At 68.1% G+C, this 24,695-nt stretch carries 17 protein-coding genes; 13 read left to right on the forward strand and 4 right to left on the reverse strand.

Annotation, left to right across the window (positions count from 1 at the left end; all coding sequences use genetic code 11):
* Window positions 1-3: 3 nt before the first annotated feature.
* Both U9979_RS06625 and U9979_RS06630 read right to left on the reverse strand, forming a co-directional pair.
* Entirely contained in the window at window positions 4-3,843 is a 3,840-nt protein-coding gene (locus U9979_RS06625; protein WP_322778670.1) for a SpoIIE family protein phosphatase, read from the reverse strand.
* Window positions 3,844-4,359: 516 nt separating this feature from the next.
* On the reverse strand, window positions 4,360-4,908 hold the full coding sequence (locus U9979_RS06630; protein WP_322755728.1) for a MarR family winged helix-turn-helix transcriptional regulator: 549 nt from the start codon (window positions 4,906-4,908) through the stop codon (window positions 4,360-4,362).
* Between the two features lie 119 nt (window positions 4,909-5,027).
* Here U9979_RS06630 and U9979_RS06635 point away from each other — a divergent pair, with 119 nt between their 5' ends.
* The 3 genes from U9979_RS06635 (at window position 5,028) to U9979_RS06645 (ending at window position 7,926) form a co-directional block, all read left to right on the forward strand.
* Entirely contained in the window at window positions 5,028-5,660 is a 633-nt protein-coding gene (locus U9979_RS06635) for an FMN-dependent NADH-azoreductase (protein WP_322767064.1), read from the forward strand.
* Window positions 5,661-5,826: 166 nt separating this feature from the next.
* Complete coding sequence (gene dapF / locus U9979_RS06640; protein WP_322750854.1) at window positions 5,827-6,816, forward strand: diaminopimelate epimerase; 990 nt, start codon at window positions 5,827-5,829, stop codon at window positions 6,814-6,816.
* Window positions 6,817-6,918: 102 nt separating this feature from the next.
* On the forward strand, window positions 6,919-7,926 hold the full coding sequence (locus U9979_RS06645) for a hypothetical protein (RefSeq protein WP_322778671.1): 1,008 nt from the start codon (window positions 6,919-6,921) through the stop codon (window positions 7,924-7,926).
* 104 nt (window positions 7,927-8,030) lie between these two features.
* On the opposite strand, the gene U9979_RS06650 is transcribed toward U9979_RS06645, so the two are convergent.
* Window positions 8,031-8,465 carry a CBS domain-containing protein gene (locus U9979_RS06650; protein WP_322750852.1) on the reverse strand — a complete coding sequence of 145 codons (435 nt, stop codon included), beginning with the start codon at window positions 8,463-8,465 and terminating at the stop codon, window positions 8,031-8,033.
* Between the two features lie 880 nt (window positions 8,466-9,345).
* Between U9979_RS06650 and U9979_RS06655 the strand changes: the two genes are divergently transcribed.
* The gene (locus U9979_RS06655) at window positions 9,346-10,068 is read left to right on the forward strand and encodes a hypothetical protein (protein ID WP_322767067.1); all 723 of its coding nucleotides are present in this window, start codon (window positions 9,346-9,348) and stop codon (window positions 10,066-10,068) included.
* Between the two features lie 428 nt (window positions 10,069-10,496).
* On the opposite strand, the gene U9979_RS06660 is transcribed toward U9979_RS06655, so the two are convergent.
* The gene (locus U9979_RS06660; protein ID WP_322754806.1) at window positions 10,497-12,767 is read right to left on the reverse strand and encodes an MMPL family transporter; all 2,271 of its coding nucleotides are present in this window, start codon (window positions 12,765-12,767) and stop codon (window positions 10,497-10,499) included.
* Between the two features lie 409 nt (window positions 12,768-13,176).
* On the opposite strand from U9979_RS06660, the gene U9979_RS06665 reads away from it, so the two are divergent.
* From U9979_RS06665 to ispH, 9 genes are all read left to right on the forward strand, one after another.
* Window positions 13,177-13,827, forward strand: a complete 651-nt coding sequence (locus tag U9979_RS06665) for a TetR/AcrR family transcriptional regulator (RefSeq protein WP_322751832.1) — start codon at window positions 13,177-13,179, stop codon at window positions 13,825-13,827.
* A gap of 46 nt (window positions 13,828-13,873) precedes the next feature.
* Complete coding sequence (locus U9979_RS06670) at window positions 13,874-14,380, forward strand: DUF192 domain-containing protein (RefSeq protein WP_322778672.1); 507 nt, start codon at window positions 13,874-13,876, stop codon at window positions 14,378-14,380.
* A gap of 404 nt (window positions 14,381-14,784) precedes the next feature.
* On the forward strand, window positions 14,785-15,615 hold the full coding sequence (locus U9979_RS06675) for an SDR family NAD(P)-dependent oxidoreductase (RefSeq protein ID WP_416219600.1): 831 nt from the start codon (window positions 14,785-14,787) through the stop codon (window positions 15,613-15,615).
* A 288-nt stretch (window positions 15,616-15,903) separates the two neighbouring features.
* Window positions 15,904-16,917, forward strand: coding sequence for a squalene synthase HpnC (gene hpnC, locus U9979_RS06680; RefSeq protein ID WP_322778673.1), 1,014 nt, complete (start codon window positions 15,904-15,906; stop codon window positions 16,915-16,917).
* Window positions 16,914-17,819, forward strand: coding sequence for a presqualene diphosphate synthase HpnD (gene hpnD / locus U9979_RS06685; RefSeq protein WP_322767071.1), 906 nt, complete (start codon window positions 16,914-16,916; stop codon window positions 17,817-17,819). Before hpnC ends, hpnD begins: the two co-directional genes overlap by 4 nt.
* Complete coding sequence (hpnE, locus tag U9979_RS06690; RefSeq protein WP_322778674.1) at window positions 17,816-19,666, forward strand: hydroxysqualene dehydroxylase HpnE; 1,851 nt, start codon at window positions 17,816-17,818, stop codon at window positions 19,664-19,666. Before hpnD ends, hpnE begins: the two co-directional genes overlap by 4 nt.
* Window positions 19,663-20,679 (forward strand): polyprenyl synthetase family protein, encoded by a 1,017-nt coding sequence (locus U9979_RS06695; protein WP_322754800.1) that lies wholly within the window; start codon window positions 19,663-19,665, stop codon window positions 20,677-20,679. Before hpnE ends, U9979_RS06695 begins: the two co-directional genes overlap by 4 nt.
* Window positions 20,680-20,757: 78 nt before the next feature.
* Window positions 20,758-22,722, forward strand: a complete 1,965-nt coding sequence (gene shc, locus U9979_RS06700) for a squalene--hopene cyclase (RefSeq protein WP_322751063.1) — start codon at window positions 20,758-20,760, stop codon at window positions 22,720-22,722.
* A gap of 158 nt (window positions 22,723-22,880) precedes the next feature.
* Window positions 22,881-24,548, forward strand: a complete 1,668-nt coding sequence (ispH, locus tag U9979_RS06705) for a 4-hydroxy-3-methylbut-2-enyl diphosphate reductase (RefSeq protein ID WP_416210726.1) — start codon at window positions 22,881-22,883, stop codon at window positions 24,546-24,548.
* Window positions 24,549-24,695: the final 147 nt, after the last annotated feature.

The following is a 24,695-nucleotide window of genomic DNA, read 5'->3' on the forward strand; positions in this document are numbered from 1 at the left end:
GTTCTACGGGCGGCCGATCATGAAGGTGCACCAGACGGACTTGCCGCTGTCGGTGGTTCGCGCTCCCCAGCGATCCGCGATCAACGAGACGAGATGTACACCGCGGCCGTGCTCGTCGTCTGCGGTCGCTCGCCGCCGCCGTGGCAAGGTGGCACTACCGTCGCGGACGTCGAGAACCAGTTCGCCTCCGGCCGGTCGTAACCTCAGGTCCATGGGCGGTTTCCCGTACAGGATGGCGTTGGTGACGAGCTCGCTGACCGCAAGAACGACGTCGGCGGCACGCCCCGGTGGGATCCGCCAGGATTCCAGCGCCGCGGCAGCAGCCCGGCGGGCCTCCCGTACACCCTGACAGCTGTCGGGGATCTCCATGTGCAGGATGGGCTGACCGCCATCTGCTGACAACGTGCCATCTGCTGACAACGGCGGTGCGACCTGGACGAGCAGCAACGCGATGTCGTCGTCCTGGTCACCGGGGAGCATCCGGTCAACGAGCAGATCCGGTAGTGCGTTGAGAGGGATGTCGCGGGATCCGGCCAGGTATCCGCAGAGCTTGTCGATGCCGGCGTCGATGTCACGGCCGCGTTGCTCGACCAGCCCGTCGGTGTAGAGGACCAGCACGGCATCCCGGGGGAGGGCCACCCGCTGTTCGGTGAATTCCGGAAGATCGGCGCCCAGGGGAGGCCCCGATCCCTCGGTCAACTGGTGGACCGCACCGGTCGGGTCGATGAGCAGCGGGGGCAGGTGACCGGCACTGGCAAAGGTCAGGGAGTGGTCGAGCGGGTCGTGGACCGCATAGACACAGGTCACGATCGAGTCCTCGGAGAGATCGCGGACAACCCCGTCGAGCAGCTCAAGGAGATCCGCCGGCGGCAGGTCGAGGCGGGCGTAGGCACGCACCGCCGCGCGCAGCTGTCCCATGACGGCCGCGGCGCGCACCCCACGGCCCATTACGTCGCCGATGACGAGCGCGGTTCGGCCGGCGCCGAGATCGATCACGTCGTACCAGTCTCCGCCGACCTCGGTCTCGCCTTCGGCGCGGTAGTACACGGCGGTGTGCAGCGTGCCGTGAACGAAGGATGTGGTGGGGAGAAGACTTCGCTGGAGCTCGGCGGCTATCCGGTGTTCACGGGCAGCCGATTGTTCGATCACCGCCGTCGTCCGCACCGCTTCCTCGGCCCGCCGTCGCTCGGTGAGGTCCAGACACGAGCCGATGTATCCGGTGAAGCGGCCCGCCAGGTCGAAGATGGGACGGCCGACATCAAGTATCCATCGGAAATCGCCGTCCGAGTGGCGCAGCCGATACTCCGTTTCGAAGGGCTTGCGGTCATCGAAGGCCTCGCGGTAGACGTTGACACAACGGTCGAGATCCTCCGGGTGCACACCGTCCGCCCAGCCGTGTCCCAGCTCCTGCTCGACTGTGCGACCGGTGAACGAAAGCCACGTGTTGTTGAAGTAGTCGCATCCGCCGTCCGTGCCAGACCGCCAGATCAGCAGTGGGAAGTCGTCGAGAAGGTGCAGATAGTGCGCGCCCACCCGGCGTGCCCGCTCCAGCTCCAGGTTTGCCCGCACCCGCGCTCGCAGCTCCGCGATCGAGAACGGTTTGGTCAGGTAGTCATCGGCCCCTGCCTCAAGCCCGGTGACCGCGGCATCCTCTCCTGCGCGCGCCGACAGCGCGACTACCGGCAGATGCGCGGTCGAGGCGTCCGCACGGATGGCGGCGAGCAGCGCGAAGCCGTCCACCCCCGGCATCATCATGTCGGTGAGTACCAGGTCCGGCGGAATGCTCCGGATTCGGCGGAGCGCCGCGGCCCCGTCGGCCGCTGCCGTCACGTCGTAGTCGTCGGACAGCAGCGTGACGAGGTAGTCACGCATGTCGGCATTGTCGTCCACGACCAGTACCCGCGCCCGGCCGTCATCGCTGTCTGGAGGTGGGCGCACGGCAGCAGCGTGCATGGGTCGGTCTGCCCCGTGCGTACTGCCCCCGGTGCCGCGGCTTCTGTCCCCGGCGTCGGGTTGCGGCCGGTTGGACCACCGCATCGCCTCGGCGAGAAGCCCATCCGCGGATTCGGTGAGAGCACCTGGAGGCGCGGACCTTCGGTCACCGTGGCCAGCAGCGACAACACTGTCGGTAGGCAGGTGTGCGTGACCGAACGGTAGTCGGACGGTGAAGGTGCTACCGGCTCCCGGCGCGCTCTGCACGCTGACACTGCCCCCGTGCAGAGCGGTGAGTTCGGCGACAAGCGCGAGGCCGATGCCCGCGCCTTCGTGCGAGCGCCCGCCGGCATTCGGGACACGACGGAACCGCTCGAACAGTCGGACCTGCTCGGCCGGGTCGATGCCGATGCCGGTATCGGTGACCGACAGTTCGGCCCAACGGGTCGGGCCGTCATCCACCGTGGCCACCCGGACGCTGATGGTGCCGTGCAGCGTGAACTTGAGGGCGTTCGACAGCAGGTTGATGATAATTTTGTCCCACTGGTCACGGTCGATCCACACCGGCTCGGGTAACGGCGGGCAGTCCACCACCAAGGCGAGGCCGGCTTTTTCGGTCGCGGCTCGGAACATACGTGTCACGTCCGCGGTGTGGCTGGCCAGATCGACGGGCTCGTACTGGGGCTCCAGCCGGCCGGCCTCGATCCGGACGAAGTCCAGCAGGTTGTTGACCAGGCGAAGCAGCCGTAGCGCATTGCGGCGGACCAGCTCGACCCGTTCGCGTTGGACCTCCGTGAGCGGGAACCTTTCGTCGGTGAGGGCGTCCTGCGCAGGGCCCAGCATCAGCGTCAGCGGCGTACGGAACTCATGGCTGATGTTGGCGAAGAAAGTCGTCTTCGCCGCAATGAGTTCATCCAGCGCTATAGCTCGATCGCGTTCTGTCGCATATGCGGCCGCGTTCGACATCGAACTGGTGATCTGATCGGCGGCGAGGGAGAAGAAGCTGCGGTAGTCGTCGTCCCATGGGCGCCGGGGACTGACCCCCGCAACGAGAACTCCGCGCGCGCCCACCGCCCGCAGCGGCAGGATGAGCGCCCGTCTGACGACACCGAGCCGTGGCGCGGGCACTGCCAGCCCTTCGACCAGGGTCGGCTCGTGCTCGTCGAACGCCGCACGTGCTTCGCTGGGCAACGTCGTACTCGCCGCCTCGATGGTGTCCATGCCTTCGCAGGCGACGAGGTGGAGGGTGGGCGCATGGCCAGGTGCAGCCCCGTCACCAGTCTGGCCGTCATCGCGGCCGTCATCGCGGCCGCCGGCCAGATAGAGCAGCGCGAACGGAACATCGGCGCGGGCCTCGCCGAGCGCCGTGGCTGCCCGTTCCAGCACCTCCTGGGTGGTTCGCGCCTCGTTCGTGCTGGATGCCAGTGACCGCAGCGTCCGCAGCCGACGCGCACCAACCACCTGCGCGGTCGTCTCCGTGCACGCGCTGAATACACCGCCGACATGACCGGACTCATCCCGGATCGGACCGTTGGAGAACGTGAAATAACACTCCTCCTGATAGCCGTGCCGATTCATGGGAAGCATTTCGTCCTCGTAGCGGAAAGCTCCTTCGCCGGCCAGCACCGTGGACAACATCGGCCTGATGGCATCCCATATCTCCGACCACACTTCCTCGGCTGGTCGGCCCATCGCGGACGGATGTTTGTCGCCGAGCATCGCCATGTAGGCGTCGTTGTAAATCTTCACCAGCCGCGGCCCCCAGAAGATAACTATGGGGAACCGGGACGACAGACAGATGCCGATGGCTGTCCGCAGAGCCTGTGGCCAGGCCCACGGGGAGCCGATCGGTGTCGCAGACCAGTCCAGGTCACGCATCAGGGCCCCGGTGGCGCCGCCCGCGTCGAACACCTGGGCCAGATCTGTTGGGAGCGCAGCCGTCGTCGCGGCGGTTATGGCCGTTTCGGTGCTCCCGGTCGTGGACGTTTGACTGCTCTGGTGCTCCGTCCGTAGGTGCTCCGTGCCTAGGTGCTCCGTCCGTAGGTGCTCCGTGCCTACTGGATACGGGCTGCCGGGGCCTGCGCCGGTGGAGCGCTCAGCGATGATGTTCGGGTCCTCCTGGCTTGCGCGTGACTGCCCAGGCGCTCGGCCCAGCCGGCCGCGGTCCATGTGCACTCCGGCGGCCGACTCCTGATCTGACGGCACCATGGCCCCCCGCACCCGACCCACAGCCGGGCCGGTCTGCTTCGGTCCTTCGGTAAAGACCCAGAAGATACCCGCGCGATCCCGATGGAAACCCGGTCGATGATCGCGTCCGTCGACACCATCGGAGGCGAGACCATCCGAAGGTCATTGGCGATGGAATGTTCCTTCTGGGATGCCACCGCGACGCAGTCGGTGAGGGTGAGGACGGTGAAACCGTCCTGGTCAGGTTTCTGCCGCCGGTGCGTCCGGGCATGTTCCCTGGCCGGTGACCGGACCTTGCACCGGCGGCAGCCCTGAGGCGAGGACACCGGCGACCACGCGCCGTAGGGCGTCGGAAAAACTGATCTGCTCCTGGGCGGTCAACGGTGCCAGAATTTGTTGCTCGGCCAGGCGTAGGCGGGCGGTCACCTCCCGGAGTTGGGTGTGACCGGCTTCGGTCGGGCGGACTATGCGCGCCCGCCGGTCGGCCGGATCGGGGCACCGTCTGACCAGCGCACCGCGTTCGAGGTCGTCGATCAGGCGGACCATGACGGAGCGGTCGACACCGAGGCGGCGGGCGACCCCAAGTTGGTTGCGCTCACACCCGCCGGCCGTGGCCGAGAGCACCTGAAGCCCGCGTAGTCCGCCGGGAAAGTCCCCGACCGCGGCCTGTGCCGCCTGAAGGAACCCATGCAGGGCCTGGCTCAGCAACCAGCTGAGGTCTTCGTGGAGCTCCTCGGGCAGTACGGCCGCAGGCTCGGTCACCCCGACCCGTACTTCCGAATGGTCCACCCGTCCGATCCTACTGTTCGTCGTCTGAGATAGTCTCTGCACATGATGTGTGCCACGGAAGATGATTATCTGTCGGCATGATCTGATTTTGCATCTATCCACCACGGCAAGGAGATCGCGTGTCCACACTCCTGCACATCGATTCAAGCGTGAGCCCGGGCTCGGCGTCTCGGGCCGTCGCCGGCCAGTTCGCCGTTGCCTGGGCCGCCAGCCACGCGAATGGCACCGTCGTTCACCGGGACCTGGCCGCCACCCCGCCGCCACACATCAGCTGGGACGGCGTGACAGCCTCGATGACCCCGGACGAGGCGCGGACGGCTGAGCAGACCGCGGCCTGGCAGGCTCGCGAGGCGCTCATCAGCGAACTCGAGGCGGCCGACAGCCTGCTGGTCTCCGTCCCGATGTACAACTGGTCGATCACCTCGACTCTCAAGGCATGGATCGACAATGTGATCGCCCTCGGCCGGACGGTCGACATGACAGGCGGCCCCGGCGTGCTCACCGGCAAGCCGGTCACCGTCGTCACCGCCCGCGGTGGGGCGTACGGACCGGGCACCCCGCAGGAGGGTAACGATCACCAGGAGCCGTACCTGCGGCACGTGTTCGGGGCACTCGGCGCGACCGACATCAGCTTCATCCACGTCGAACTGACGATGGCTGCGATCAACCCGGCTATGGCCGAGCTCGTCCCGCTGGCTGAGCAGTCGCGGGAAGCCGCGGAGAAGGCCGCACTGGCCCGCGCGGCAGCCTGACCGGTTCCGCCTGGCGCTCTGAACACCGCAGAGTGCCAGGCGCAGCAGGTCGTCGAACGCGGCGAGCGTGCGGTGGGCAGCATCAGGATCGCGCGACCCGCCGGCGCCCGGCCCGTTTCCCGCCGTCGCACTACACTGAACCGCAGGTCGAGGTGGGAGGGTTGCGGTGAAGTTCGAGCTGCTGAAGGCGCATGGCTCAAGCAATGACATCTTTATTGTCGACGGTCGGCCCGGCGAGCTTTTTGCGACGACTGCTGAACTCATCGGATTCGTTCGGCTCGTCTGTGACCGGCAGGGTCCGCTGGGCAGCGACGGTCTGTATTTCGTGGACGATGCACGAGAAGTGCCCGAAGCGTTCTTCTTCAATCCGGACGGAACACCGGCCAAACTATGCGGTAACGGTCTGCGATGTGTTGGTCGACTCATCCTCGAACGTCGAGGTGTCGAGATCGTGGACGTGTCGACGGGCGGCGGCCGGTTCCGGGTTGAACGGATCGAGGACGTTGCTGCCGGCGTCCCCGCCGTGGCGGTAGAGCTTCCCCCGGTGACATTCCGGGCCGCGGACGTCCCGATCGTCAGCCCAGGCGCCGAGCACGTCGACACCACGATCGCGGAGTTGCATCCGCGGCTGCGCTTCACCGGTGTCGCCGTTCCCAATTCGCACCTCGTCGCGATTGTCGACGAGTATGACGAGGGCGAGCTGGTGGCCGTGGGCGGCGCGGCGGCGAAAATACCGCGGGTTCTCCCGGCCGGTGCCAACGTGTCGTTCATATGCCGGCTCTCGGGGCCGCGGGAAATCTTCGTCCGCACTTTCGAGCGGGGAGCCGGGCTGACCCCTTCATGTGGGTCCGGGGTGGTCGCGTCACGCATGGTGTATTCCAGGCTCGGTCATGTCTCTGCGGACGAGGCGGTCGTGGTCCGTAATCCGGGTGGCAGCTCGGTGTGCCGTGTCACGTCTGGTCCGGACGGTTCCCAGATCCCGCGGCTGGAGGGCAACGCGACCTTTGTCTACCGTGCGGTTGTCGACACGGAGCAGCTGCGGCGTGATCATCGCGGAGAGCTTGACGTCGAGATGCTGACCGATGAGATAGCCGCCTACGAGCTGTTCTACGAGAAAAACATCCGGCGAATCCGCGACAGCGGAATCATCGTATAAGAGTACCGTCCACGACGCAATAGCCCTGTTTCAATGTACACGGCGAGCGGTCTGTCCTACACTGAACGTCATAGGTCGTTTCGACTCGATGGAGTGTCGGGCATGATCTTTCTGCGTAGTCGACTGCTCGTCATGTGCGGCGGCGTACTCGCCTTGGTCGCCGGCGGCTTAGCCACATCCTGCGGCGGAGGCGGTAGCCGGGACGGGTTGCCTCAGCCGACGTCCCCGACCAGCCGCGCGTCATCACCGATAGCCACCCCGACCCCGACCCCGACACCCAGCCCGACTCCCACCACGATCACGTCAGGCGAATATCAGACTGCCCTCTCGGTGCTGGACTCTGCACTTGCCCCTCGGTTTTCGGCCGTCTTTCTCAGCGGTACGCCGGCTGCCCTGTCCAACGCGTTCAAGAGCGCCGCGGGCGAGCTGGGAACCCAGGGCCTGACGCTGTCGCGGATCCGACCCCCGGCCAACGTCGCGTCCGCCCATCAGGATCTTGTCGCTGCGTTGTCGGCGTTGAAGAGTGATCTTTTGAACCTGGCCGGCGATGCCCGTGACCACACACTGTGCACCGGCGGCGCTGGCATGCCGAGGGCTGCCAGCGGTGACGGCGCGCGGGTGCTGCGCGCGGCCGCGGCCGCGATCGCGTCTGCTGATCCCGCGCAGTCGTACAAGGTCGGGACGTTCATGCCGGCCGCCCAGCCGGACCTCAACCGCCAACCTGTCAACGGCAGTCTCGGCCCGGGAAAGCGTGGCGGTCTGGGTAAGCTGACCATCAAGGCGGCCACGACCGATGCGGTGATCAAGCTGACCGGGGGTGGAACGCTGATCCGGAACATCTACGTCCGGGCTGGTGCCACGGTGACCGCCTATGGCATTCCGGACGGGACGTTCGACGTGTTCTTCACCACCGGTACGGACTGGGAGGCTGCCGCTTCCCGCTTCACCCGGGACTGCGACTTCAGCAAGTTCGACCAGCCGTTGTCATACCAGACGAAGTACTACTCAACGCAGACTCAGTACACGACCTTCACCCTGACGCTGTACAAGAGCGTCGGCGGCAACGCCAGCACCAGCAGTGTGGATCCGGATTCGTTCCCGGTTTCCTGAGTTCCCCGCCCGTCCAGGCCGAATGATACGAGCGGGGAGCTGCTTTCGCGCATCGCCTGGCCCGAACAGTGACGTCAGATGAGGCGACGTCAGGTAAGACGAGGTCAGGTAAGGCGATCGGCGGGGCCGGACTTGATGGCCTCCACGAGTTGGCCCAGCTTGTCCTCGGGGAGGTTTCTCGCCAGGTCGGCCTCGCTGATCATGCCTACCAGCTGGTTGTTCTCGATCACGGGAAGACGCTTGATCCGGTGGTCCATCATCTGGCGCATGACGTCATCAAGGTCGGCGTTCGCGTCGGTGTAGAACGGCCGGCCCTGCGCCAGATCCCTGGCCCGCGTTGTCAGGGGGTCCTTTCCCTCAGCGAGACATTTGATCACGATGTCGCGGTCGGTAATGATCCCACGAAGCTTGTTGTCCTCGCCGCAGATCGGCAGCGAGCCCACGCCGAGGTCCCGCATCCTGCGGGCGGCGTCCACTAGAGTCTCGGTCTCACCGATGCACTCGGCGTCCCGGTGCATGATCTGATGTGCGGTAGTCATGCGGATCCCCTCTCCTTCTGGCCAGATAGCCTGACCAGATCTGCGGACCCGCGGCGACCAGTGGTGCGTGCCGTGCCGCCGACCACCGCGAGCGCTCTCGACTACTCGGGGCCACCGGGCGCGCGTATGGAAGTATGATCACGCGACCGTTGGCCTACCCTTTGACCGACTAGGTGGTACCCCGGATGTGTGACCGCATGCCGCGGGCGGATGCGTTCACAGCCGGCAGCCCACCTGGTCACCTGGGTGACCCGCGACTGGTCTGGACCGCGCCTGGCAAAGTGGCTGGCGGCGAGCACTAAGGTGGCGACGCCGGTCGCGTCGTGAACGGCGTGAGATGTGCCCATATCAGGGCAGGTATCCGATGTCGTACGGTGGAAAAGGGGCGAATCGGTATGAACCCCTCGGGCAGACCCTGGGGCCTGTCGTGGTCGCGGCCGTTCAAACCGCACAGGCAGCCGCGAGCAGGTGGTGCACCGGCGGGCTGGCGACCCCCTCCGTCGCCAGCCCGCCGGTTTCCGGCTATCTCTTCTCCCCCAGTTCCACCCCCCACCTCGGCCCCCCAGCCGAGGTGCGCCCGCGGTATCCGATCGTGCTCTACCGGTGGGCGCAAAACAGATCCTTCCGGACCCGCAAACGTCCGAACAGAGCGCCCCCGCACCGGAGCAGGGGTGCTCCCCTGCTGAACGGGTCAAAGGCGATGCGGTCGTGGTTCTGGCGCATCGCCGGAGGCCGCAGTCCCCGGGGCGCGAAGGGGGCAGCGCGACCCCGGTTGACCTGCGCGGATTCGCCCGGGCCCGCGACCTGCAGATGACAGCCGGCAGGCCTTTTCACAGTTACGCTCATCGGGTGGTTGGCATGAAAGGGGCGGCGGGAACGCATGGTCGCAAGAGGGGTACCGGATGCGGCACCGCCGGCGGTCGTCGTCGCGAGGATCACCGCCAGCGGGCGGAGGTGGGCGCTGGGGTCAGGCCGTCGATTGACCTTCGGCCGCGCCGGCTGCGACATCCCGTTCGGGGCCGACCCGCAGGACCTGATGGTGTCCCGCCGTGCTGGAACTCTGGCCGAAAGTGAAGGCGCGATTGTCATCGGTAACACCGGTCGGCATCCACTCCTGGTGCTGACCGCGGACGGGGACACCCATCGCATCCTGTCCCCGGCGACGGCGGTCTCGGCCGGTCTCGCCGAGTTCCAGATCGTCGCAGTCGGCGCGGATGGTCAGCGCCATGAGATCGGCGTGGTGCACTATCGCCGCCAGCCGGTACATCGGGAGCAGGACACGATGCAGCTTTCCGTCCGGCTCACCCAGACCGAACGCCTGCTGCTGGTCGCGTTGTGCGAACCTCGCCTGCGCACGGGCGACAACCATGCGTCGTTCGCCACTTACCGGGAGATTGCCCGCCGGGTCAACCGCGACGACAACTACGTCCGCTCGCGCTTGGCCACAGTCCGGAGCAACCTCGCCGGGCAGGGGATCCCGGGACTGCTTCGCGATGAGCCTGGTCCCGCTTCGCGGCGGCTGCCGGACTACATCGTCCGGCTCGGCGAGTGGGTGCTGGCCGCTGGTCACATCACCGTGGCCGACCTCGATCTGCTGGCCTGACCGGCTGTTCGATCACCCCTGATCGAGCGCCTGATCCTAGGGTGCCGTTGTTCGTGGCGACACTCCGACTACTTAGAGTGTTGTTATCAACACTCTAAGTGTCTGTAGGGTGTGCGTCAGAAGATCGACCAACGGCGGGGGTAATCACTTTGTCCACCATGGTCCGCGATCAGGCAAACGTCGCGCCGACACCGCTCATGCCGGCTTACGGTGCCCTGGTCGTGTTTGCGCCGAACATGATCGGTAGCGCTCGGTTCACGCCGAGTTGCGGCTACCGCCGTGCGCCAGACCTGGTGTGACCCGGCCGTCCGATGAGATGATCACACCGCCTCCTCGGACCGCCACCACGGGGGCACTCCGCGCCGCTGCGGGGTGCCCCCGTGGCACCCCACCAACCGGCGATGCCGTGCCCCTGTTGCCGGGCGCTCTCAGGCGTGATTGTCAGCTCGCCAGGTCGGTGGAACGCGCGTGGAAGCAGCTGGCTGGTCCGCGCCGGTGTCCTCGTCCGCCGGCGTGATGACCTCGGCGGGTACCGGCGTGTTGCGAATTTCCTCGATCTCTTCGGGTGCCTCCACGGACACGCTCGGCAGTAGGTGATCCAGCCAGCGTGGCAGCCACCAGTTCGCCTTCCCGAACAGGTGCATGAGCGCCGGCACGAGCAGGGCGCGGACGACGAAGGCGTCGATCAGTACGGCCACCGCGAGTCCCATGCCGAACAGTTTGATCACTCGGTCGTCCGCGAGGGTGAAGGACGCGAAGACCACCGTCATGATGGCGCCCGCGGCCGTGATCACCCGTCCCGTCTCGGCCTGGCCGAGGGAGACCGCGATCCGGTTGTCCCGCCGGACCAGCCACTCCTCGTGCATCCGGCTCACCAGGAACACCTCGTAGTCCATGGACAAGCCGAACAGGATGGCGAACAGCATCACCGGCAGGAACGGCTCTATCGGCCCGCCCTTGACCCCGACGATCCCCGCGAACCATCCCCACTGGAAGATCGCGACGATGACACCGAACGCCGAGCCGACCGCCAGCAGGTTCATCACCGATGCGGTCAGCGGGACGATGACACTACGGAACACCGCCACGAGCAGGCTGAAGGCCAGGGCCACGACCACGCCGATGAACAACGGGAGTTTGCTCGTCAGCACGTCGGAGAAGTCCTGGAAGGTCGCGGTCGTGCCACCCACCTTGACGTCCAGGGCGCTGCCCTCGGTCGCCTGCGGGATGATCGTTCCCCGTAGTCGCTTGAGCAACGCCGCGGTTTGTGCGTCCTGTGGGCTGGTCGTCGGGAACACCGCCACCGTCGCGGCCTCACCGTTGGGGCTCGATCGCGGTGGGGTGACGAACGCGATACCGGGCACGGTACGCAGTGCGGTCACGACCGCCTCGAGAGCATTCGTGTCAGCGGGGGAGTGGATCGCGGCGACGAGGGTGAACGGGCCGTTGAAGCCCGGCCCGAATCCGCTGGCGAGAAGATCATATGCGCGTCGGGAGGTCCGCGACGGCGAGCCGTTGCCCTCGTCGCCGCTACCGAGCCGGAGGGCGAAGAACGGCAGCGCAGTGATCAGAATCAGAATGGCGGACACCGTCGCGTACATGGCCGGGCGCCGTTCGATCCGCCGTGCCGAACGCCACCAGAATCCGGACGGATGGGCGGGTTCCGGGCCCTTGTGGGTGAGCTGGACGCGTTCGGCCCGACCGAGCACCTTCATCCCGTAGAAGCTGAGCAGCGCTGGCAACAGGGTCACCGCGGTGGCCATGGTCAGCGAGACGGTGAGGGTCGCGGAGATCGCGACGCCGTAGAGGAACGTCACACCGAGGGCGTACATACCGAGCAGGGCGATGCACACGGTGAGCCCCGCGAACAGGACGGCCCGGCCGGACGTGTTGATCGCGGTGACGGCTGCTTCCTCCGGCGTCTTGCCCGCTCGTAGGCCGATACGGTGCCGGTTGACGATGAACAGGGCGTAGTCGATGCCCACGCCCAGGCCGATCAGGGTCGCCAGCGTCGGTCCGAACTGGGCGATGGACATCACATGGGACACCAGGCCGATGCAGGCCATCCCGACGCCGAGGGCGATGACCGCGGCCACCAGGGGCAGCGTCATCGCAAGCAGGGTCCCGAACGCGATGAACAGGATGATCGCAGCGGCTACGACGCCGAGTAGTTCGCTCGTGTTCTGCTGCGGCTGTTCCACAATGGACACCGCGGTGCCGGACAGTTCCACCTGGAGCGCCCCGCCATCGGCCGCGCGGGCGGTGTCTATGATCGCCTTGAGCTCGTCGCGGGGGATCTCAACCGCCTGGTCGTCCAGCGCGACGGTGGCGAATGCCGTTGTTCCATCCCTGGTGAACTGCTCCGCGCCCCGCGGCTCGAACGGGCTTGTCACGTCGACGACACGGGGGAGGTCGGCAACCCGCTGGAGCATCGCCGTGGCGTCCGCTTCGACGACAGGGTTGTAGAGGGTGCCGGAGCGGGCGTGCAGCACGACGCTGGTGGTCTCGCCGGATGCGGCGGGGAACTCCCGTTTGAGCAGGTCGATAGCCTGCTGCGACTCGGTTCCGGGGAGTGAGAAGTTGTTCTTGTAGTCCGTACCGGCGGCATAGGCGGCCCCACCGAATCCGAGCAGGGCGCCAAACCACAAGAGTAGGACGATCCAGCGGTGACGGAAGCACCAACGCGCGAGCGATGCCACGGGTTTCCCCCCGGTCTGGGCCGATGGACGGGTCAGGGTCAACGTGCGGTCGGAGAGCGCGCGATCGTGGTTCTTTTCGCGCGCTCGCAGGCCCGGTGGGTCTGGATGCGTGGTCGGAGAGCGCGCGATCGTGGTTCTTTTCGCGCGCTCGCAGGCCCTGCAGGTCTGGACGTGCGACCGGCAACAGGAGCTTCGGGCAGGCGGCGCCCACGCGGCGATCCCCGGCCCGCGGCCTCGGTCTCCTCCGCTTGGATCTCCGCTTGCTGGTCCGCCGCCCCTGCTGACGGGCGCTCTGAACGATCGGTCGGTCGGGGTAGTTTACCGAACGGTCAGTAGACGTGGATCTGCATGGGGCGAGGGTATAGGTTCTTCGCTACCGACCTCCCGGTGAGAGGGGTGTGGGGCGACGATGTCCGGCCGTGCACCGCGCGCTAACGCGGTGGACACGCGCGACCGGATTCTCGCTGTCGCTGTGCAGCTCTTCAACGAGCAAGGCTACGCTGGGACATCGATTCGTGACATTGCGGAGCGGCTCAGTATGACGAAAGCCGCTCTCTACTACCACTTCGCGTCCAAGGACATGATTCTGGACGCAGTAGTGCAGCCGTTCGTAGAGGCGTTCGGTCATGTGAGGGATCTCTCGCGCGTTGATCCGCCGGCTTCGGCGCGGACGATCATTGAGAGTCTGGTCGAGGCGATGGCAGGGCCGGGTGCTGTGCTGTTCGCCTTCGTCAACGATCCGTCGGTGATCCATCGACAGATCGGTAAGGGTGACATCGCATCTCACCAGGATGCGATTGTGACTGCTCTCGCTGGTCCTGATCCCACTCCGTTACGGCTCCTGCGGGCGCGTTGTGCCGTGGGGTGCGTGCAGGCCGGTATCCTCGGGACCGCGCTGGCACGGCGAGCTCTGGCGCATGCCGGTGCCGGCCCGACCGGCGCGACGGGCAAAGGGGGGACGCATTCGGTGTCGGTTGGTGACGACGTCACCGAGCCGCTGGTTCCTGACGACGTCCGGCGGGAGGTCGTCGAAGCCGCCCTCGCCGCGCTCGGTTGCTAAGAGCGGCCGGCGGACGGCGTTCTGCGACCGGGGCGCGGCGTCACGGGTGACCTTTCGGCACTGGTGGAGTAACGTCCGGATAGTGCTTCGGTCACGTTACGTGCTCGCCCTGGTAGCCGTGCCGCTTGCCGGCACAGCCGCCTGCCTGACCACGGCGCGGGTTTCCGACGCGCACGGCGGGCAGATGGCGACACGGAAGGTACGGGTCGGCACGGTGACCCTCACCGCGGAGGTCGCGGACACGCCGACGCTGCGTGCGCGTGGCCTCATGGGCCGTACGTCGCTGCCCGCCGGGACCGGGATGCTCTTCGTCTTCAACGGTGAGGCCTCGGACGGCTTTTACATGTACCGGACGTTGCTGCCCCTGTCGATCGCCTTCGTCAGGTCGGGGCGGGTTGTCACGGTTCGTGAGATGACACCGTGTTCCGAGGTCGACTCACAACGTTGCGAGATCTATCGTGCCGACTCGGCCTACACCGAAGCCGTCGAAGCGCCGGAGGGTACCTTCAGAAACGCCGGCACGCGTCCAGGGGACATGATCGAATTCGACTAGTCACATCCAGTTATCCAGGGGCCTTGGCCTCCGGCGGCGCGAAAAACCATGATCGCGCAGCCTTTGGCCCTATAGTGCGGCGGCGTGTCGGTGATGCAAAATCGATGTTCCGATGTGAGAAGACCTACAAAGCGACAATCCTATTTTGGGTGAATGCCGACGGGATGCCATGTAGTGCTTGCAGTGTGGATCCGTCGGTGACGTGACGGGTCCGACAAGGCTTTCGGCCTGGTGTCGTCCAGCTGACGATGGACGTTCCGGCCGTGGGGCGATGAAATAGGGCTAGGCCGAACGTGGCCGACCGTTTGTCGCCAGCGCTGTCGACACCCAGGTTCCGAAGGCCTGACCGCGACCGTCTCCCATCCCGGGAGGAGGCGACCACCGCGCGACCGGAGGGTTTTGTTGTGCACACACCGGCCCGTCCCACTGTTCCGGACAGCCGTTTGCACGTTGTCGCCGAGCCGTCCCGTTTCGGGGGCAGCCGGGGGTGGCCGCCCAAGACTGCGATCGTCACCGGCGCCAGCAGCGGCATCGGCAGGGAGGCTGCGCTGCTTCTGGCCGCGATGAACTGTCAGGTCCTGCTGGTCGGTCGTAACGGCGTGGCGCTTGACGAGGTTGCGGCATCGACAGAGGGCCACCGGATTGCCGTGGACCTGTCGGTCCCGGGATCCGAGGCCACCGTGGCCCGCCGTGGCGAGGATCTCCTCGGTGACCTGGACCTGCTGGTGTGCGCGGCCGGTCTCGGTTGCGCGGGACCCTACGACCAGCTTTCCCACGAAACTCTCGCCGAGTTGGTGGCGATCAACGTGCTGTCGCCGATGGCACTGGTCCGCTCGGTGCTCCCGGCCATGCTCGAGCGCGGGCACGGGCGCATCCTCCTGGTCGGAAGTATTGCCGGCGCGCTTGGTGTCCGTGGTGAGGTTGCGTACTCGGCGACCAAGGCGGCGCTGGTCGGGTTCGCGAACGCGCTGCGTTCCGAGGTTTCCGGCCGGGGCGTTTCGGTTACTCTGTGCTTCCCCGGAGCGGTTGACACACCTTTCTTCCACCGCCGTGGAGCGCCGTACGTCCGAAAGTGGCCACGTCCGCAGCCGGCCCGCCTCGTCGCTGAACGCATGCTGTTCGCAGCTGGACGCGGGCAGGCCGAGGTGTGGGTTCCACGGTGGTTGTCCCTTGCCGCCCGGGTACACGGAGCCGCGCCGCCGCTCTACCGGCGGCTGGCGAGTGTCTTCGGGTAGGTGCATCGCTACCGTAAGTTGTCCGGGGCGTGGGTCGGCCCCCCGGCACCGGGACGGACCCTGCTCATCGGCCACGCGACCGGCGGGGGATCACTGGCTGGACGACGTCGCGCCGGTGGCCACCGAACGCGGCGGCTGTGAGGGTCCTACCGGCCGACGGCGACGCGCTCAGCGCCGTTGCGGTGCGGTCGGAGGCCCGATGGATCAAGAAAATTGACCGGTTCGAGCGCGCCGCCGGGTTGCTCCGGCGGTTCGCGTCAGGCCCAACCGCTGACGAGGGGGAGGCGCATGACTGCTAGCGACGCAAAGATCGGCCCACTGCCAGGCGGGCCGACGGGAGCATCCGGTGCGCCGCTGCCGGGGGTGGCCCTGCATTCCTCGCCCCAGGATGTGCTGCGGGCGGCTTCCGCTGAGAACTTCACCGTGTCTCCGCTGATTCTTCCGGCTCGGCAGCGGCAGCACCTGTTTGCCATCTACGGATTCGCCCGGCTCGTCGACGACATCGGAGACGAGGCGACCGGCGACCGGCTCGCCCTGCTCGACGCTCTCGAAGTTGATCTTGAGAAGGTCTGGGCGGGCATGCCGACCTTCCCGATCAACCAGGCGCTGGTGCCGACCGTTCGGGAGTGCGCTCTGGATCCCGAGCCGTTCCACCGCCTCGTGGCGGCCAACCGGCAGGACCAGCTCGTCACCCGTTACGACACCTTCGACGATCTGCTGCGTTATTGCACTCTGTCCGCGGATCCGGTCGGCCGCATGGTGCTGGGAATCTTCGGGGTCGACACGCCCGACCGGGTCGCCCTGTCAGACCGGGTGTGTACGGCGCTCCAGATCGTGGAGCACTGTCAGGACGTGGCCGAGGACTTCGCGGCGGGGCGGATCTACCTGCCCCGCGAAGATCTCGCCAACTTCGGGGTGCGCGAGGAGGATCTGGCGCGTCCCAGCGCCGGGCCCGCGGTACGGGACCTGATGGCTTTTCAGGTCCTGCGCGCGCGCCGCATCCTTGACGAGGGCACCCCGCTGGTCGGGCGGGTGAACGGTCGGCTGCGGTTTGTCCTCGCGGGTTTCGTCGGCGGCGGTCGCGCCGCCTTGGACGCGATCGCGCGGGCCCGTTTCGACGTCCTGCGCGGTGCCCCCACCGCGCCGAAGGCCCGCATCGCCCGGTACGGCGCGGCTGTGGCACTCGGGTCGGCCGCACCGTCGCACCGCCGGGCCGCCCGCGCGGCCCGGTCCGGGCTCCCCCCACTGGTCACCGGCGGCGGGATCATCGCGAAGCCCAGTGGGCACGGAGGTGGCGAATGACCGTCAACGGGCCGCTGTGGTCGCCCACAGTCACCGAAGCGTATGCATCGTGTGAGAGCCTCACCCGGGAGGCCGCGCGTAACTTCTCCTACGGCATCCGACTGCTCCCGGCAGAAAAGCGGGCAGCCCTTTCCGCCGTGTACGCCTTCGCCCGCAGGCTTGACGACATCGGCGACGGTGACCTGCCCCTGGCCGAGAAGGTCGTTCGCCTGGCCGCGGCCCGGGCCGACATCCTGGCCCTCGGCACGTCCAGCACGGATCCGGTTCTGGTCGCGCTCAGTGACGCGTGCCGGCGCTTCCCCATCCCGGTCGACGCTTTCAGCGAGCTGATCGACGGCGTCGAGATGGACCTGCGGGGGGTGACGTACGAAACTTTTGACGATCTTGTCGGATACTGTCGGCGGGTGGCCGGCACCATCGGGCGGCTGTCGCTGGGAATCTTCGGCACCGAGGCGGCGCACGCGAACTCCAATGCCCCCACGGTCGCCGACGAACTCGGGATTGCCCTGCAGCAGACCAACATTCTGCGAGATGTCCGGGAGGACCTGATCACCGGCCGGATCTATCTGCCACGGGCCGAGCTCGACAAGGCCGGCATCACTCTCGTGCTGGGCCCAGATGGTCAGCTCGGCGGTCCATCCGACGCACTCGTCGGATATCTGCGCGACTGCGCACAACGCGCCGACGAGTGGTACGGGCGGGGCCTGAAGCTCCTGGGCATGCTCGACCGTCGCAGCGCCGCCTGCTGCGGCGCGATGGCCGGGATCTACCTGCGACTCAACCGCCGGATCAGGATGGACCCGACCCCCGTCCTGGCGGAACGGCTCTCGCTGCCCGGGTGGGAGAAGGTCGTGGTCGCCGCCCGCAGCCTGGCCGGCCGTCCGGAGGTGTCGGTCGGATGAGCCTGCCCACGACGCCCCTGCCCGGCCCCGGCACCCCTGGCCAGGGGGGACACCGACTTGTCGTGATCGGCGGCGGTCTGGCCGGCCTGTCAGCGGCCCTGGTCGCCGCTGACGCCGGTGCCGAGGTGACCGTGCTGGAGGCACGGCCGCGCCTGGGCGGGGCGACCTCCTCATTCGCCCGGGACGGCAGGTGGGTCGACACCGGCCAGCACGTCTTCATGCGCTGCTGCACGGCCTACCGGGCGTTCCTGCGTCGGCTCGGGGTCGAGCACCTGACGACGCTGCAGGACCGACTGGACGTCCCGGTGCTGCTTGCCGGGTCCGGTACACGTGCCCGGCTGCGGCGCACCCGCATCCCGTGGCCGGCGCCGCTGCATCTGACCCCGGCGCTGCTGGGATACCGGGCGTTCCCGATCGGTCAGCGGCTACGGGCGGCGCTCGCGGCCTACCGGCTCGGTCGGCTCGACCCGAACCGACCCGAGGTCGACGGTGCCTCGTTCGGTAGCTGGCTGGCCGGCCAGGGCCAGTCCCCGGCAGCCATCGAGGCGCTGTGGGAGCTCTTGACCGTCGCGACCCTCAACGCCCCGGCGGACTCGGCGTCGCTCGGTCTCGCCGCCACGGTTGTGCGTACCGGTCTGCTCGAACGGGCGGACGCCGGGGACATCGGCTGGGCTGACGTCCCGCTCCAGCGGCTTCACGGCGACGCCGCTGCCTCGGAGCTCGCCGACCTCGGGGCGGATGTCCGTACCGGCGTGAAGGTTCGTGAGCTGACGAAAACAGCGACTGGTTGGCGTGTGGTCACCGACAGTGGCTCCATCGAGGCCGATTCCGTGATCCTCGCGGTGCCCCCACCGGCGGCCGCCGCGCTGCTGCCGGCCGGCGCGGTCGAGGGCCAGGAGCGCTTCGTCGAGCTCGGCTCCGCGCCGATCGTCAACGTCCACATGGTCTATGACCGCAAGGTGTTGGAGGGCCCGTTCCTCGCCGTGGTCGGATCCCCGGTCCAGTGGGTCTTCGACCGCACCGCGTCGAGCCGGAGTATCGCGTCGAGCGGGATCACCGCGTCGAGCGGGGCCGTCGCGTCCTCGGCCGTGGCAGGGCCTGACGCGGGTTCCGCGCAAGGGTCCGGGCCGGCCGGCCCTTCGGGTACGGGTACGGGTACGGGTACGCAGTATCTGGCGATTTCCCTGTCAGCGGCGGACGAGTGGATCGACCGGCCGGCGAGTGAGATTCGCGGCATCTTCGTCGAGGAGATGCGCCGGCTGCTGCCGGCCGCGCGAGGCGCCGAGGCGATCGAGGTGTTCGTGACCCGCGAGCGCACGGCAACGTTCCGCCAGGCGCCTGGCACCCACGCGCTGCGTCCTGGCCCGGCCACGGCGTTGCCGGGACTCGCGTTGGCCGGCGCGTGGACCGACACAGGCTGGCCCGCGACCATGGAGGGCGCCGTCCGCAGCGGCCTGGCCGCCGCGAAGGTGGCGCTGGGGGGCTGGCGGTCCGGTCCGCCTTCGCCCGGCCCGGCCCGCAGGTTGCTCCCTGTGGTCGACGCGCCTGGCGGTGCTCCAACGCGTGCGGGGGGATGCGGATCGTCATCGGGTAATTCGTGCAAAACGTCACAATCATCCCGGATGCCTGAGACCAACGTCCCGGACGAGGGACCGTCGTCTTCTAACCCGTCGGGATCATCGACCCCCGGGACGGCGGGCACTCCAGGCGCCCAGCCGGCACTGACCGCCACCCCGCCACTTACACCGCTTCCGACACCATCCGAGCGATCAACCTCAACCTCAACCTCAACTTCAACCACGACCACGCCTTCGGCGGCGTCACCGACAGGGAGATTTCCGGCATGACCACTGTGGTTCCCGATGCGATCGAGCGGGGCCGGACTCTGGCAGTGCCGGCGCTTCGCGCCACTGTCGACCGGCTGCATCCCCGGCTGCGTCGCGTGGTTGCCTACCACCGCGGCTGGATCGACGCGGAAGGTAACCCGCTCGCGGGCAGCGGCGGAAAGCTGCTGCGTCCGGCACTGGCACTGCTCTCGGCCGAGGCGGCCGGCGCCGCTGTCGAGGTCGGGCTCCCCGGCGCGGTCGCCGTCGAGCTCGTCCACGACTTCTCGCTGCTGCACGACGATCTCATGGACGGCGACACCGAGCGCCGGCACCGACCCACGGCCTGGACGGTGTTCGGCGCGGACGGTGCGATCCTCGCCGGCGACGCCCTGTTGGGGCTGGCCACCCAGGTGCTGCTCGAGGTCGACCGGGATGCCGGTCGCCGCGCCGCGGTGATGCTCGGGGCGGGCGTCCAGGACCTCGTCCGGGGTCAGGCCGAGGACCTGCACTTCGAAACCCGCAACGACATCACCGTCGCGGACACGCTGATGATGGAGGACGGCAAGACCGGTGCCCTGCTGTCCTGCTCGGCCGCGATCGGCGCGGTGCTGGCGGACGGCCCGGCCCGACTCGTCGACGGCCTCGCCGAGTTCGGGTCACGGCTGGGAACCGCCTTCCAACTGGTGGATGACCTGCTCGGTATCTGGGGTGACCCTGCGGTGACCGGCAAGCCGGTCCTGTCGGACCTGCGCTCGCGCAAGAAGTCGGTCCCGGTCGTGGTGGCGCTGGAGGCCGGTGGCTCCGAAGCCGACGAGCTGCGCGCCTTCCTCGCCTCCACCGGGGAACTTTCCGAAGGCGACCTGCATCGCGCCGCCGAGTTGGTCGAACGCGCTGGTGGGCGGGAGTGGACCACGGCTGAGGCCGACCGCCAGCTCGAAGCGTGCGCCGAGCTGCTGGCGTCATTGGCCCTGCCGTCGCTGGTTGAAGCCGAACTGCTCGCCCTTGCCCGTTTTGTTACCGAACGGGATCGGTGAGTGTGCTGTGACACTGCTGTTCGTACTGGACCGGGAGTTCATACCGCACCGGGACCGACATGTGGACGGGAGCCGCTGATGAGCTCGACCACCGACTACCGGCAATCCCAAGTCTCCTCCGACACGGTGACGGCAGCCGCCGTCCGGGCCCGAGACCACCTGCTGTCGCTGCAGTCCGACCAGGGCTGGTGGAAGGGCGAACTCGAGACCAATATCACGATCGAGGCGGCAGACCTTCTGTTCCGCGTCTTCATGGGCATCCTCACTCCGGATGTGCTCGAGGAGGCCGCCCGCTGGATCCGTTCGAGGCAGACCGAGAACGGCACCTGGGCGACCTACTACGGCGGCCCGCCGGATCTCAGCACGACTCTTGAGGGGTACGTCGCGTTGCGGCTCGCTGGGGACAGCCCGGACGCCCCGCACATGCGGGCTGCCGCGGCTTACGTCCGGGAGAACGGCGGTCCCGCCGCCACCCGGGTGTTCACCCGGATCTGGCTGGCGATGTTCGGCGAGTGGTCCTGGGACGACCTGCCGGTGATGCCGCCCGAGCTCGTGCTGCTGCCGTCGTGGTTCCCGCTCAACGTGTACGACTTCGGCTGCTGGGCCCGGCAGTCGATCGTTCCGCTGACGATCATCGGGACGTTTCGGCCGAAGCGCTCGCTCGGATTCGGGATCGATGAGCTCAAGGTCGAGTTCCCGGCCCAGCCGCCGGCACCGCTGCGCTCGTGGACGGGCGCGTTCCAGCGCCTGGACGCGGTGCTGCACCGGTACGAGCGCCGTCCGCTGAAGATGATCCGTCGGCACGCGATGCGCCGGGCCGCCGAATGGATCATCGCTCGGCAGGAGGCCGACGGTTGCTGGGGCGGCATCCAGCCTCCGTGGGTTTTCTCGATCATGGCGCTGACGCTGCTCGGCTACCCCATGAACCATCCGGTGATCGCGACCGGGCTACGTGGCCTGGAGCGCTACACGATCCGGGAGCGGACCCCCGCGGGGATGGTCCGCCGGTTGGAGTGCTGTCAGTCCCCGGTCTGGGACACCGCGCTCGCTGTCGTCGCCCTGCGTGACGCGGGCCTTGCCGCCGACCACCCCGCCATGGTGCGCGCGGCCCGGTGGCTGGCGGACGAGGAGGTCACGCTCACCGGTGACTGGGCGGTCAAACGTCCAGCATTGGCCCCTGGCGGCTGGGCGTTCGAGTTCGACAACGACGGGTATCCCGACGTCGACGACACCGCCGAGGTCGTGCTGGCCATCCGTCGTCTGTTGAAACCCCACGGTGGCGTCGACGGGAGTCAGACAGGCGGAATCGACGCGGTGGACCCCGGGCTCGCGGCCCGGCTCCGGGCGGCCGAACGCCGCGGCGTGGACTGGGCCATCGGGATGCGCTCGGCCAACGGTGCATGGGGGGCCTTCGACGCCGACAACACCAGGACCCTTCCCACGAAGCTGCCTTTCTGTGACTTCGGCGAGGTGATCGACCCGCCGTCCGCGGATGTGACGGCTCATATAGTAGAAATGCTCGCCGAAGTGGGCCAGGCGCGCAACCCCATCACCGAACGGGCGGTGGGCTGGTTGCTGGCCGACCAGGAACCGGGTGGGTCGTGGTTCGGCCGCTGGGGTGTCAACCACATCTACGGCACCGGCGCGGTCGTCCCAGCTCTGATCGACGCGGGGGTGTCCGCCGACCATCCGGCGATCATCCGGGCCGTCCAGTGGCTGGTCGAGCATCAAAGACCTGACGGTGCCTGGGGCGAGGACTTTCGTTCCTACACCGATGACGCCTGGATCGGCCGCGGTGAGCCCACCGCGTCCCAGACGGCGTGGGCGCTACTCGCGCTCCTCGCCGCCGATCCGGCGTCCCCGGCGGTCGAACGGGGGGTGCAGTGGCTGGTCGACACCCAGCGGCCGGACGGAACCTGGGACGAGCCGCACCACACGGGCACCGGTTTCCCCGGGGATTTTTCGATCAACTACCACCTGTATCGGCTGAGTTTCCCGCTGACCGCGCTCGGCCGATACCTGAGCGGCGGGTCCGCATCATGACTTTCTCGGCACCGGACACATCACGGACGGCGGGTCCCGCCGAAGGGTCCAAGCCATCGGCGGTCCCGGCATCCCGGACGCCGCCGGCTCTGCCGGTTTTGCCGGTACCGCCGGCTCTGCCGGTTTTGCCGGTACCGGAGGTACCGCCGGCAGACGCCATGACCGCTGTTGCTCCGACTGCTGCTCCGACGGCGGTCACGTCAACCATCAGGACCCCAGCGGTCCGCCCGTCGACGGCTGACGGCGCCCCGGCCGGGGTTGATCTGGGCCGGGACACCGCGCCGGGCCTGCGCGCCATGGTCCGGCGTCGGCCCAGGCTGGTCGTGGCCGCGCCGCTGCGGTTGGAGGCATGGGCCGCGGCCCGCTCGGGCCTGCCCGGGGGCACGATCCTCATCCGGACCGGAATGGGACCCGAGCAGGCCAGCCGGTCCACCCGCATCATCCGCGAGGCCCGGGCGGACGCCGTGGCCCTGGTCGGTCTCGGCGGCGGCCTCGGTCCGGGGGTGAAGCCCGGGCACGTCGTGGTGGCTGATGAGGTCCGCACCTCCGACGGTTCGGTCAGCGCGCACTGTCCGTCCGCGCCCCTGCTGGCCGGTGAACTGCGCCGGGCGGGCCTGACCGTCCACGTCGGTCCGGTCGTATCCGTGTCGCGGCTGGCGATCGGCACCGCGCGTGCGGAGTTGGCGGCGACCGGGGCGATCGCCGTGGACATGGAGTCCGCACAGATCGCGCCGGGCGCGAGCGGGGTGCCGCTGGCGATCGTCCGCGTCATCGTGGACACCGACGAGCAGCCGCTGGGGCGTTTTGACCTGGCTCGCCGGGGGATCGCGGGACTGCGGACGATGATGACCCTCGGACCGGTGCTGGAGCGCTGGTCGGCGGCTGTCGGATCACGCCAGGTACTGCTTGCCGAGCCCAGGGCGTTCTGCGCCGGAGTCGAACGGGCGATCGAGGTTGTCGAGCGGGCACTGGAGATGTACGGGTCGCCGGTCTACGTGCGTAAGCAGATCGTCCACAACAGCCACGTCGTTGCTGATCTTGCCGGTCGTGGCGCCATCTTCGTCGAGGAGCTCGACGAGGTACCGGCCGGGGCAACCGTGGTCTTCTCCGCGCACGGGGTCGCCCCCGCCGTCTGGGAGCAGGCCGACGACCGTGAGCTGTCAGTGATCGACGCAACGTGTCCACTGGTGGAGAAGGTCCACGCGGAGGCTCGCCGGTTCACCGCGCGCGGGGACACTGTCCTGCTTATCGGGCATTCCGGGCATGAGGAGGTGGACGGGACACTCGGGGAGGCGCCTGGAAAGATCAAGTTGGTGGAGTCGCCCGCGGACGTTGCCAGGCTCGAGGTCGACGATCCCGAGCGGGTGACCTACCTCATGCAGACCACGCTCGCGGTGGACGAGGCCGAGGAAGTCGTCGACGCGCTGCGGGACCGCTTCCCGGCTGTGGTCGGGCCCGGATCGGCGGACATCTGCTATGCGACCTCGAACCGGCAGAGCGCCATCCGGCGGGTCGCCATCGAGGCCGACCTGGTCCTGGTCGTCGGCTCACAGAACAGTGCCAACTCACGCCGGCTGGTCGATGTGACCGAACGCGAGGGTGTGCCGGCCTACCTCGTCGGTGACGTCGGCGAGGTGGACATGCGGTGGTTGGTCGGTGCCGACACCATCGGCATCTCCGCGGGGGCGTCCGCGCCTCCGACCCTTGTCGACGAGCTGACCAGGGCACTGTCCGGCCTCGGCCCGACAGCGGTAGCGGTCCGTTCGGTCGGCACCGAGACGATCTCGTTCCATCTGCCCAAGGAACTTCGCCGCCAGCCCAAGTAGTACGCGTCGCCAGTAGTACGCGTCGCCGATCACCACGCTGCGGGCGCAGGCGCCGGGTAGTTCGGAGCGTTATCCGGCTACGCGGCGCTTGTGCCGCAATTCCGGACGGTAACGGGCGGATGCGGTGAAAAGCGCGCGGTAGGACTC

It is taken from the genome of Protofrankia sp. Cas4, from assembly GCF_963555915.1.
In the GTDB taxonomy this organism is placed as follows: Bacteria; Actinomycetota; Actinomycetes; order Frankiales; family Frankiaceae; genus Protofrankia.

Bases quoted from the DNA above. Each gene is read 5' to 3' on its own strand.
- U9979_RS06695 (WP_322754800.1), top strand. From the start codon at position 19,663: ATGACCACTGTGGTTCCCGATGCGATCGAGCGGGGCCGGACTCTGGCA.
- ispH (WP_416210726.1), top strand. From the start codon at position 22,881: ATGACCGCTGTTGCTCCGACTGCTGCTCCGACGGCGGTCACGTCAACC.
- U9979_RS06655 (WP_322767067.1), top strand. From the start codon at position 9,346: ATGGTCGCAAGAGGGGTACCGGATGCGGCACCGCCGGCGGTCGTCGTC.
- hpnE (WP_322778674.1), top strand. From the start codon at position 17,816: ATGAGCCTGCCCACGACGCCCCTGCCCGGCCCCGGCACCCCTGGCCAG.
- U9979_RS06665 (WP_322751832.1), top strand. From the start codon at position 13,177: ATGTCCGGCCGTGCACCGCGCGCTAACGCGGTGGACACGCGCGACCGG.
- shc (WP_322751063.1), top strand. From the start codon at position 20,758: ATGAGCTCGACCACCGACTACCGGCAATCCCAAGTCTCCTCCGACACG.
- U9979_RS06645 (WP_322778671.1), top strand. From the start codon at position 6,919: ATGATCTTTCTGCGTAGTCGACTGCTCGTCATGTGCGGCGGCGTACTC.
- hpnC (WP_322778673.1), top strand. From the start codon at position 15,904: ATGACTGCTAGCGACGCAAAGATCGGCCCACTGCCAGGCGGGCCGACG.
- U9979_RS06650 (WP_322750852.1), bottom strand. From the start codon at position 8,465: ATGACTACCGCACATCAGATCATGCACCGGGACGCCGAGTGCATCGGT.
- hpnD (WP_322767071.1), top strand. From the start codon at position 16,914: ATGACCGTCAACGGGCCGCTGTGGTCGCCCACAGTCACCGAAGCGTAT.